Annotated in this window: 8 protein-coding genes; 6 read left to right on the top strand and 2 right to left on the bottom strand. The window is 33.4% G+C overall.

The annotated features are described in order from the left end of the window. The first annotated feature begins 36 nt into the window (after positions 1 to 36). Together acsA and HMPREF3239_RS11645 are read left to right on the top strand one after the other, a co-directional pair. Positions 37 to 1,746 carry an acetate--CoA ligase gene (gene acsA / locus HMPREF3239_RS11640; RefSeq protein WP_053030477.1) on the top strand — a complete coding sequence of 570 codons (1,710 nt, stop codon included), beginning with the start codon at positions 37 to 39 and terminating at the stop codon, positions 1,744 to 1,746. 523 nt (positions 1,747 to 2,269) lie between these two features. Continuing rightward, positions 2,270 to 3,937, top strand: a complete 1,668-nt coding sequence (locus HMPREF3239_RS11645; protein ID WP_070855687.1) for a formate--tetrahydrofolate ligase — start codon at positions 2,270 to 2,272, stop codon at positions 3,935 to 3,937. 150 nt (positions 3,938 to 4,087) lie between these two features. Here HMPREF3239_RS11645 and HMPREF3239_RS11650 read toward each other — a convergent pair whose 3' ends face one another. Beyond that, positions 4,088 to 5,002: a transglycosylase domain-containing protein gene (locus HMPREF3239_RS11650; RefSeq protein ID WP_070855721.1), complete on the bottom strand. Its 915-nt coding sequence runs from the start codon at positions 5,000 to 5,002 to the stop codon at positions 4,088 to 4,090. A gap of 386 nt (positions 5,003 to 5,388) precedes the next feature. Here HMPREF3239_RS11650 and tyrS point away from each other — a divergent pair, with 386 nt between their 5' ends. The 3 genes from tyrS (at position 5,389) to HMPREF3239_RS11665 (ending at position 8,779) form a co-directional block, all read left to right on the top strand. Further along, positions 5,389 to 6,651: a tyrosine--tRNA ligase gene (tyrS, locus tag HMPREF3239_RS11655; RefSeq protein WP_070855688.1), complete on the top strand. Its 1,263-nt coding sequence runs from the start codon at positions 5,389 to 5,391 to the stop codon at positions 6,649 to 6,651. Between the two features lie 124 nt (positions 6,652 to 6,775). Then, the gene (locus HMPREF3239_RS11660) at positions 6,776 to 7,246 is read left to right on the top strand and encodes a MarR family winged helix-turn-helix transcriptional regulator (RefSeq protein ID WP_070855689.1); all 471 of its coding nucleotides are present in this window, start codon (positions 6,776 to 6,778) and stop codon (positions 7,244 to 7,246) included. Between the two features lie 123 nt (positions 7,247 to 7,369). Then, positions 7,370 to 8,779 carry a DHA2 family efflux MFS transporter permease subunit gene (locus tag HMPREF3239_RS11665; RefSeq protein WP_070855690.1) on the top strand — a complete coding sequence of 470 codons (1,410 nt, stop codon included), beginning with the start codon at positions 7,370 to 7,372 and terminating at the stop codon, positions 8,777 to 8,779. Between the two features lie 384 nt (positions 8,780 to 9,163). Here HMPREF3239_RS11665 and HMPREF3239_RS11670 read toward each other — a convergent pair whose 3' ends face one another. Next, on the bottom strand, positions 9,164 to 10,444 hold the full coding sequence (locus HMPREF3239_RS11670) for a S1C family serine protease (protein ID WP_070855691.1): 1,281 nt from the start codon (positions 10,442 to 10,444) through the stop codon (positions 9,164 to 9,166). Between the two features lie 167 nt (positions 10,445 to 10,611). Between HMPREF3239_RS11670 and HMPREF3239_RS11675 the strand changes: the two genes are divergently transcribed. After that, the gene (locus tag HMPREF3239_RS11675) at positions 10,612 to 11,235 is read left to right on the top strand and encodes a lysophospholipid acyltransferase family protein (RefSeq protein ID WP_070855692.1); all 624 of its coding nucleotides are present in this window, start codon (positions 10,612 to 10,614) and stop codon (positions 11,233 to 11,235) included. The last annotated feature ends 130 nt before the right edge of the window (positions 11,236 to 11,365 follow it).

Below are 11,365 nucleotides of genomic sequence, written 5' to 3' on the forward strand. Positions count from 1 at the left end.
AAGAAAGCGATTTCATTAAACAAGGGGGAGTTTACAATGAAAGTAGAAGTATTTGAAAGCGAGAAAGGTAATTATAATTTACAAGATTATGAAAAAACTTATCAAGACTTTGATTGGGACGAAGTGAAAAAAGCTTTCTCATGGAATGAAACTGGAAAAATTAATATGGCTTATGAGTGCATAGATCGTCATGTCGATAATGGCAAAGGTGATAAAATTGCACTTAACTATAGAGACGAAAAGCGTAAAGAACAATATACGTTTGAACAATTAAAAGTATTATCAAATAAAGCTGCAAATGTATTAGTTGATAAAGCAAATGTTCAAAAAGGGGATCGTGTATTTATCTTTATGCCTAGAACACCTGAACTCTATTTTGCCTTTCTCGGTATTTTAAAGATAGGTGCTATCGTGGGACCTCTATTTGAAGCCTTTATGGAAAAAGCAGTGACGGATAGGTTAGATAATAGTGAGGCAAAAGTTATTATTACGACAAACAGTTTAGTTAATCGAATTCCTAAGGAGAAATTACCACATCTTGAGACGATTATAGTCGTTGATGAGGATGTAGATGAACAATATATAGATTTTAATAAAGAATTGCATCATGCTAGTGAATCATTTGATATCGAATGGTTGAAAGAAGATGATGGACTTATCTTGCATTATACATCTGGTTCTACTGGTCAACCTAAAGGTGTATTACATGTTCAAAAGGCCATGTTACTTCACTATATTTCAGGTAAATACGTATTAGATTTAAAAGAAGATGACATATACTGGTGTACAGCAGATCCAGGATGGGTTACAGGAACATCTTATGGCGTCTTTGCCCCTTGGTTAAATGGTGTAACGAATTGTATTGCTGGAGGACGATTCTCACCTGAACAATGGTATAGCATGATTGAAACATTTAAAGTAACGATTTGGTATACTGCACCGACTGCACTAAGAATGCTGATGAGTGCGGGTGATGATATCGTTGAGAAATATGATTTATCATCGTTACGTTCAATATTATCAGTAGGTGAGCCTTTAAACCCTGAAGTTATAAAATGGTCTAAAGATGTTTACGATAAACGCGTGCTAGATACATGGTGGATGACTGAAACAGGCGGACATATGATTGTAAATTACCCAGCAGTCGATGTTAAATTAGGGTCAATGGGTAAACCACTGCCAGGTATTGAAGCTGCTATTGTTGATGATTCGGGTAATGAGTTACCACCAAATCGAATGGGTAATTTGGCTATCAGGAAAGGTTGGCCATCAATGATGTATTCAATTTGGAAGAACCCTGAAAAATATGATTCATATTTCATTGGTGATTGGTATGTATCTGGAGATTCTGCGTATCAAGATGAAGATGGTTATTTCTGGTTCCAAGGACGCGTTGATGATGTCATTATGACTGCTGGTGAGCGTGTGGGTCCTTTCGAAGTAGAATCTAAATTGGTTGAACATGAAGCGGTTGCGGAAGCTGGGGTTATCGGTAAGCCAGATCCAGTCAGAGGTGAAATTATCAAAGCCTTTATTTCATTACGACAAGGTTATGAACCATCTGATGAATTGAAGACAGAAATTCGTAAGTTTGTTAAAGAAGGATTATCAGGTCATGCAGCGCCAAGAGAAATAGAATTTAAAGATAAATTGCCAAAAACACGTTCAGGTAAAATTATGAGACGTGTATTGAAAGCTTGGGAGCTTAACTTAGATGCAGGTGATTTAAGTACAATGGAGGATTAAATCATTTATTAGACAGGGTCTGGGACATAATTCCTAGTAAAATAACCAGCGAATGAGTTTTTACAAATTCATTTGCTGGTTTCTTTATTTACATTCATTCGTATTGTTACTTTACTTGTCCAACTTGCTTAATTTGTAAATCTATTTTGAGATATGCTTTGTTTGGGCGCAATGCTTAACTACATTCTACTATCCATTTTAGAATACATGATTTAAGAGATTTTGTTCTTAAAATTATTAAATTACTGTTCGATTTAGAAATAATCGTTCCAAATTTTAAATGAAGTAATAATGTATTTTTACCTAAAAAGTTAATGATTTACATTCATTATATTTTTAAATTAGTTAATTGATCATAAAATTAAGTTAAATTTTACACAAATCATTGGAAACGCTCTCAAAAATTCGACATCGCTTTCATTGTTAGTTATTATTAGTATGTAAGATTAAAAGAAACCTTAAAAGATTTATTTGAGGTATTCTTACATAAATCAAACTAAAATTAATAAGGGGTTGAAATAAGTTGGCACATTTATCAGATTTAGACATTGCTAATCAATCAGAACTTAAACCTATTGGAGAAATCGCTGAAAAAGCTGGCATCCCAGCAGATGCTTTAGAACAATATGGTCACTATAAAGCTAAGATTGATATCAATCAAATCAAACCTAAAGACAACAAAGGGAAAGTCGTTTTAGTAACTGCTATGAGTCCTACGCCAGCAGGTGAAGGTAAATCTACAGTTACAGTTGGATTATCTGATGCGTTCAACGAATTAAATAAAAATGTAATGGTCGCTTTACGTGAACCAGCATTAGGACCTACATTTGGTATTAAAGGTGGGGCAACTGGTGGCGGTTATGCACAAGTACTACCAATGGAAGACATTAACTTACACTTCAATGGTGACTTCCATGCCATTACTACTGCTAACAATGCGTTATCTGCATTTATCGACAACCACATCCATCAAGGTAACGACTTAGGCATTGATGTACGTCGTGTTGAATGGAAACGTGTATTAGACATGAACGACCGTGCATTACGTCATGTGAACGTTGGTTTAGGTGGACCTACAAATGGTGTACCACGTGAAGATGGCTTCAACATTACAGTTGCTTCAGAAGTAATGGCTATCTTATGTTTAGCTCGTAATATTAATGACTTAAAAGAAAAAATTAGTCGTATCACTATTGGCTACACTCGCGACCGTAAACCAGTTACAGTTGCTGACTTAAAAGTTGAAGGTGCATTAGCAATGATTTTAAAAGATGCTATTAAACCTAACTTAGTTCAAACAATTGAAGGTACACCTGCATTAGTTCATGGTGGACCATTCGCAAATATTGCACATGGTTGTAACTCTATTTTAGCTACAGAAACTGCACGTGATCTTGCAGATATCGTTGTAACTGAAGCAGGATTCGGTTCAGACCTTGGTGCTGAGAAATTTATCGACATTAAAGCTAGAGAAGCTGGCTTTGAACCATCAGCAGTCGTATTAGTTGCAACAGTTCGTGCGCTTAAAATGCATGGTGGCGTAGCAAAAGATGATCTTAAAGAAGAAAACGTTGAAGCTGTAAAAGCTGGTATCGTTAACCTAGAACGTCACGTGAATAACATCCGCAAATTCGGTGTTGAACCAGTTATCGCATTAAATGCATTTATTCATGACACTGATGCAGAAACTGAAGCTGTAAAAGCTTGGGCTAAAGAAAATAACGTTAGAATCGCTTTAACTGAAGTTTGGGAAAAAGGCGGTAAAGGTGGCGTTGAATTAGCTAACCAAGTATTAGAAGTTATCGAACAACCAAATGATTTCAAATTCTTATATGATTTAGATCAATCATTAGAAGAAAAAATTGAAACAATCGTTAAAGATATTTACGGTGGTTCTTCAGTAACATTCAGTAAAAAAGCTAAAAAACAATTAAAAGAATTTACAGATAATGGATGGGGTAAATATCCAATCTGTATGGCTAAAACACAATATTCATTCAGTGATGACGCTACTGCATTAGGAGCACCAACTGATTTTGATATTACAATTAGAGAATTAGAAGCTAAAACAGGTGCAGGATTTATTGTTGCCTTAACAGGTGCAATTATGACTATGCCTGGATTACCTAAGAAACCAGCTGCGCTAAATATGGACGTTACAGAAGATGGCCATGCAGTAGGTTTATTCTAAAGCAATAATATATAGTAAATAAAAAATATAGGTATACGAAGATACATGATTAAATCTGTCGACAAAGTGTAACACTTTGTCGACTTTTTTAATAAGTAATGTATGAAAATAAAATGTATATACTAAAACTACTCTATAGTTAAGATGAAATTATGCAGGTTGATTATTCGTTAATTCAGGATTTGTTAATAAATGATGGTAGATATGATATCGCTTGGCATGACGATATTCTTCTTTGTTAATCACACCTTCAACGAGCATGCGCTTTAACACATAATGTTGACGATCGACACTAATTTTAACCGCTTTATATGGCTTTAATTCACCATTTTCTTCATATGGCGTATAAACATAAGGACTCTGTAATAAGCCAATAAGATAAGCAGATTGGGCAATGTTTAAGTCTTTCGGGGGTATACCAAATAAGCTGTATGACGCTGATGCGATACCTGTGATATTATTGCCTTCATAATCTCTACCAAAAGGTACAATATTTAAATATGTATAAATAATCTCATTTTTTGATAATAATTTTTCTAAACGCATTGCCAATATAAGTTCGTTTGCTTTACGACTATATGTTTTTTTACTTGATAATACCTGATTTTTAACTAGTTGTTGGGTTATTGTACTACCACCAGAACTTTGATCAAGATCAAATACATCTTGAATCATCGCACGTACGAGCGCTTTCGGCAAAATACCATTATGTTTGAAGAACATCGTATCTTCTGAGGAGGTTAGTGCTTTGATAACATTTGGATTAACGTGTGTTGGACCGACGATAAGAGAATTTTCAGATTTGTCATATTCCTCTAACACATTAGAATTATTATGATTAATTAAATCATCACCGGCAAAGTGAAGTACTTTTTGTTGTAATTCACTATCACTTATTTGAGATGATTCATGTGTTAAGTGATTAAAGTAGATCACTGTTCCTATAAATCCAATCATACTCATCAATAAACCAACACTAAATAAGCCTACAATGACATGTTTTACTTTTTTGTAGGATTTTTCAAATGTATTAAACTTTGAGTCTCTATTTGTGTTGGTTGACATCCTTTTCATCTTAAACCTCCTAAAATTTAAGTATAGTATATCATATTCGCTTATTTGACTTTTATATTTTTTATACTTATAATTAATTACAATTCAATATCTATTGGATATGAGGACAAGTAATATATTTGTGATTTTCAGAGAGTTAGTGGTTGCTGTGAACTAATAATTACGCTTATATGAATACACCCTTATTATGAATTATCCAACGTTTTATTAATGAACGTATCATTGATAAAGTGAATAGCTATTCGCTATTTAAGTATGGTGGTAACGTGCTCAAGCGCCCTTACATGTTGTATGTGTAAGGGTGCTTTTTATTTTACCTTAAATAGAGTATCAATCATCAATGATTAATAAATCAATATATATAGGAGGAATACATTATGACTAATGCATTAATTGAAGAACTACAATGGAGAGGCTTAATTTATCAACAAACTGATGAAAAAGCGATTGAAGAACTGTTAAATAAAGAACAAATTTCATTATATTGTGGTGCTGATCCAACAGCCGATAGTTTACATATCGGCCATTTATTACCATTTATGACTTTACGTCGTTTCCAAGAACATGGTCATAAACCAATTGTATTAATTGGTGGTGGAACAGGTATGATAGGTGACCCATCTGGGAAATCTGAAGAGCGTGTATTACAAACTGAAGACCAAGTAGAAGCTAATGTTAAAGGTATTAGTGATCAAATGCATAAATTATTTGAATTTGGTTCTGACAAAGGTGCGGTACTCGTTAATAATAAAGATTGGTTAAATCAAATTTCATTAATCGATTTCTTAAGAGATTATGGTAAGCACGTTGGTGTGAACTATATGTTAGGTAAAGATTCAATACAATCTCGTCTTGAAAATGGTATTTCATATACTGAGTTCACATATACAATACTACAAGCAATTGATTTCGGACATTTAAATCGTGAATTAAATTGTAAACTGCAAGTAGGTGGTTCTGACCAATGGGGAAATATCACAAGTGGTATTGAATTAATGCGTCGTATGTATGGTCAAACTGAAGCTTATGGCTTAACTATTCCATTAGTGACGAAATCGGATGGTAAGAAATTTGGTAAGTCAGAATCAGGTGCAGTTTGGTTAGATGCTGATAAAACAAGTCCATACGAATTTTATCAATTTTGGATTAATCAATCAGATGATGATGTCATTAAGTTCCTAAAATACTTTACATTCCTAGATAAAGATGAAATTGATCGTTTAGAACAATCTAAAAATGAACAACCTCATTTAAGAGAAGCACAAAAAGCATTAGCAGAAAGCGTGACAGAATTTATCCACGGTAAAGAAGCATTAAATGATGCTATTCGTATTTCTCAAGCGTTATTTAGCGGTGATTTAAAATCATTATCAGGTAAAGAATTAAAAGAAGGTTTCAAAGATGTACCACAAGTTGAATTATCAACTGAAACTACAAACATCATTGACGCTTTAATTGAAACAGGAATTGCATCATCTAAACGTCAAGCACGTGAAGATGTTAATAACGGTGCGATTTATATTAATGGTGAGAGACAACAAAACGTGGACTTTGAATTAAGTGACGATGATAAAATTGATAATGAATTCACAATTATTCGTCGTGGTAAGAAAAAATATTTCATGCTTAATTATAAATAAGCATTTTAAGTGAATGGGCAATGTAGCACAGTATTTACGATGATGCTACTTGCCCTTATTTTATGAAATGTTATTCAAATATAGTTATAATGAATATACTATAAGAACATAAAGAAGTGATGAAATGACTAATAATAAAGAAGAAATATTAATGAATAGCTTTAGAGATTTATTTAACAAAATAGGTTGGTTAAATAAAGATAAAATGGAACAAGCGCTTAAAGGATATAAGCCTTCGGAAGTCCATTGTATTGAAGCAATCAAAGAATATCAGAAACCTAATGTAAGGTATTTAGCGCATAAGTTATTTATGACGAGAGGTGCTATTAGTAAATTAACTAAGCGATTGCAACAAAAAGGATTAATTGAAAGTTTTAAAAGTGAAGATAATAAAAAGGAAATCTATTTTAAGTTGACCCATGAAGGTGAGAAAGTCTATCACATTCACGCCGAACTACATGAAACATTCCAAGATAGAGATCAAACGGTTTTTGATAGTATGACTGAAGATGAATTTAAAAATATGATGACGTTTATACAAAGATATAATGACCATTTAGACCAACTTATAGAACAGCAACAACGTACGCTTTAATTGTTAGAGTGGAATAATGAATTCGTAACGAATTTTATTCCGCTCTTTTTTGTATTTTGTTGACAAGGAAACAAAAAAGGTGTATATTTTGTTGACAAGGAAACAATATACAGGGGGGTTCTAATGTCGAAAGTTAAAGAACGTCAAGTTTCAAGAGAAATAATGATTGCTGCTTGGGCAATTGCATTAGGGGCTATTGCACCTATGTTAGATTCAACAATGATTAATATAGCAATTAAACAGTTAAATCATACATTTGGTACAACGCTCGATATCGTACAGTGGGGAATAACAGGTTATGTTCTTGCACTAGCGTTAGTTATTCCAATAGCAGGGTGGTTGGTCAATCAATATAATGGGAAGTACGTATTTATTTCTGCTTCGATACTATTTGGTATGACATCAGTTTTAGCTGGTATCAGTTGGAATGTTGAGAGCTTTATTATATTTAGAATTATTCAAGGTATGTCTGCAGGCGTTATTACAACGTTAATGTTTACACTATTGATTAAGACAACAGGTCAAGATCATATTGGAAAAGTAATGGCAATTGTAAGTACACCTATGATTTTTGGACCTATTTTAGGACCAGTAATCGGTGGTGTTATCATTCATTTTGTGTCTTGGCGTTGGATGTTTTTTATTAATGTTGTCGTGGTCATCATTGCGATTCTTTTACAAATGAAATATTTACCTAACTTTAAGCCTTTAAATAAAGAGAAGTCTATTGATATGATTGGTGTTATTTTATTAGGATTAATCAGTATTTCTATGATTTATGGTTTGACGAAAGCGAGCGACTATCATAGTTTTTACAATACGACGACAATGGTTCTCTTAGTTGTAAGTTGTATTTTCATTATGTTGTATTTTGTTTATAACAAAATGAAGGATGATAATACAATATTACCTATTTCTCTATTCAAAAGAAGAAATTACACTGCATCATTCATAGGTCTCTTTCTTTCTAACATCGGTATCATGGGGCCAATGGTCATTATTCCATTATACTTTCAGACTTTTAAGCAGTTTTCGCCAATTGAAGCTGCGCTAGCACTGATACCACAAGGTCTGGGTATGCTTATTACAAGACCCTATATTGGTAAAGTTATTGATCAATTTGGTGCTAAATGGGTTGTTATTATTAGCGTTATTATCTCAATGTTTGGTTCAGTACCTTTATTATTTATAACTGAACATACAAGCATAGTTGTTCTATCATTGATACTCTTTTTAAGAGGTTGTAGTGTTGGTGGTATTAATTTAGGTCTCACTACGGATGCCTATATGGGGATGGATGAGCATAAATTAGCTGAAGCTGGTGTTGGTATTAATATGATTGAAAATGTTGGTTCAAGTTTTGGAACTGCCTTTATAGCAACAGTGCTCTCACTTGTAGTAAATCAATTAGGTTCTTCAATGGCGAATAATATCATTGCTTATCACGCTGGATTTTTAGTATCAGTTATTACTTTAATTCTTCTTGTTATTCCAGCGTTATTTTTAACTCAAAAATCGAAAGCGACGGTATAAACAATGTGATAAAAGAAAATAGGGGTGGAACAATAAATTCGTAAAGAATTTTGTTCCACCCCCGCATGGGAGACTAAAGTTGAGAACCGTTTATTTTATAGCGTTTGCCCAAAATCAGTCAGTAACTATAGATTTGCTAGGGAGTGGGACAGAATTCTTTTTAAATTCGTTGTCCCACTCCCAACTTGCTTTGCTTGTAGAATTTCTTTAAGAAATTCTCTTTGTTGGGGCCCGCCCGCAAGGATGACTAGAACTGAGAAAAGCTCGATTTAAGCGCCTTTTCAGTTCAGTCAGCTACTGCGAATTCGAAAAATAGCTTCATTATACTATTTTTGTCCCAGACTCGTTATCTTAGCCTGATTTTTATATATATTATGTTACTTCTTACTGTATAAACTGACTATTGCCACTAAATTCTGACTCAGAATTTGATGATTGATTTGATGATGTAGCGGCTGATTGACTTTTAAGTTTTACATTGACGTTTAACGTTTTACCGTCACGAATCACCGTAAGTTTTGCTGTTTCGCCAGGCTTCTTATTTTGATATAGATATGTTCTTAAATCTGTGTCTTCTTTAACATTTTTGTCATCTATTTTTGTGATAATATCGCCTGTTTTTAATTCGCTTGAACCATTTACTTTTGCAACATAAATTCCATCATCACGATCTGTATTTAATTCTTTTTTATATGAATCAGGTATATCGCTTAAATTTAGTAAACCGATACCGATAGAAGGACGTTCGATTTTACCATGTTTAACAAGTTGTTCAATTGTAACTTTAACTTCATTACTTGGAATAGCAAAACCAATACCTTCTACTTGTTCGGCAGCTATTTTCATAGAATTGATACCGACTAAGTTACCATTAATATCCACTAGTGCACCACCAGAGTTACCAGGGTTGATTGCAGCATCTGTTTGTAAGACGTTAACTTTCGTACCACCTGAAGTCGTATTAGATTCAATTGTACGTTCATTGGCTGAAATAATACCTGAAGTTACTGAATTTGCAAATTCAAGACCTAATGGATTACCCATTGCAAAGACGCTATCCCCAGTTTGTACTTTAGAAGAATTTGCAAATTTAATTGATTTAATACCTTTCGTATTATCTATTTTTAAAACTGCAATATCTGAAACGCTATCTTTACCAATTAATTTTGCCTCAACTTGCTTACCACTATGAAGTTGTACTTTTATCTCAGAAGCACCACTTATAACATGCGTATTTGTCACAATATAAGCAGAATCGTTATCAATTTGGTAGATTACACCTGAACCTATACCGGCTTCTTCTGATTTAGATGATGATTTACCTTGTAAAAAATCTTCTAAACCATTGGCTTTCTGCATGTTGATGACACCAACAATCGCAGGGGAAACATCATTTATCATTGCATTGACGGATTTGTATTTATCACTTTTTCCGTCTAGCACATTGCCACCTTTACTATTACTGGCTTCTTGAACTTGTGCGCCACCGTTATCGATACCGACTAATCCCATTATTTTACTAGCTCCCAAGACAAGTAAAGCACCAATAATACCAGCAACTAATGCCACAATAATGGTTTTAAACCACGGAAATTTTGGCTTTCCAGGTTGAGGTTGCTGATAGGTGCTATGATTTGATTGATTTTCTTGATTAAATTCAGACATTTTTAACCTCCATTATAATATTAACCCTTTATTTAATTATGAAAGTTTTGATGAAATAATGCCAGTAATCCACCATCAGACTTTAGATGTATCTTTTGAAAAGTTGTTCAGAAATAAGGATAATGATAAAATCAATAAAGTATATATTTCAATAAGCAGGTGACATAATGTATCAATTTATCAGTAAACTATTAGATTTGATATTAGTCAAAATGGCTAAATCTTTGTATGTGATCGGTAAGGAGAATATTCCTAAAGATAATAAATTCGTCGTGACATGTACACACGAAAGTTATAATGAAGTAATCATGTTAGGAATGGCTTTAGTACCGAATGAAATTCATTATATGGCTAAGAAAGAATTATTTAAGAATAAATGGTTTGGCCAATTTTTAACTTCATTAAATGCGTTTCCTGTAGATCGCGAAAATCCAGGGCCAAGTACACTAAAAAGACCAGTCAATTTATTAAAAGACAATAAAACAGTAGGTATTTTCCCAACTGGACATCGTACTTCTGTTGAAGGTGCGCCATTAAAACGAGGTGCTTCAACGATTGCAATGTTAGGTAAAGCACCTATTTTACCAACTGCATATGTTGGACCAACAAAATTACACGGTTTAATTACAGGGCAGGCACTGATTAAATTTGGAGAACCTATATACCCATCTGATATACCTAAAGATTTAAAGAGAAATGAGAAGATAGACTATCTCACTCATGAAATCGAGACACGTACAGCACAATTACAAAAAGAATTACATTTAATTCAAGATAGTTTAAGTAAATAGAATGATATCGTTGGATGAAAGTAGAACGATTAAGTTGTTTCGCTTTCCTGTGGGAAAGGCTCGTGCCTGTAGTACTCTAAAGGTGATCTTAGATATATAATCACTCACATAAGTTGCTTCGCGTTCCTGG

Source organism: Staphylococcus sp. HMSC34C02, assembly GCF_001838705.1.
Lineage (GTDB): Bacteria > Bacillota > Bacilli > Staphylococcales > Staphylococcaceae > Staphylococcus > Staphylococcus borealis.

Excerpts from the sequence above, each read along its gene's own strand:
- acsA (WP_053030477.1), top strand. The coding sequence starts at position 37 with ATGAAAGTAGAAGTATTTGAAAGCGAGAAAGGTAATTATAATTTACAA.
- HMPREF3239_RS11650 (WP_070855721.1), bottom strand. The coding sequence starts at position 5,002 with ATGTCAACCAACACAAATAGAGACTCAAAGTTTAATACATTTGAAAAA.
- tyrS (WP_070855688.1), top strand. The coding sequence starts at position 5,389 with ATGACTAATGCATTAATTGAAGAACTACAATGGAGAGGCTTAATTTAT.
- HMPREF3239_RS11660 (WP_070855689.1), top strand. The coding sequence starts at position 6,776 with ATGACTAATAATAAAGAAGAAATATTAATGAATAGCTTTAGAGATTTA.
- HMPREF3239_RS11665 (WP_070855690.1), top strand. The coding sequence starts at position 7,370 with ATGTCGAAAGTTAAAGAACGTCAAGTTTCAAGAGAAATAATGATTGCT.
- HMPREF3239_RS11670 (WP_070855691.1), bottom strand. The coding sequence starts at position 10,444 with ATGTCTGAATTTAATCAAGAAAATCAATCAAATCATAGCACCTATCAG.
- HMPREF3239_RS11675 (WP_070855692.1), top strand. The coding sequence starts at position 10,612 with ATGTATCAATTTATCAGTAAACTATTAGATTTGATATTAGTCAAAATG.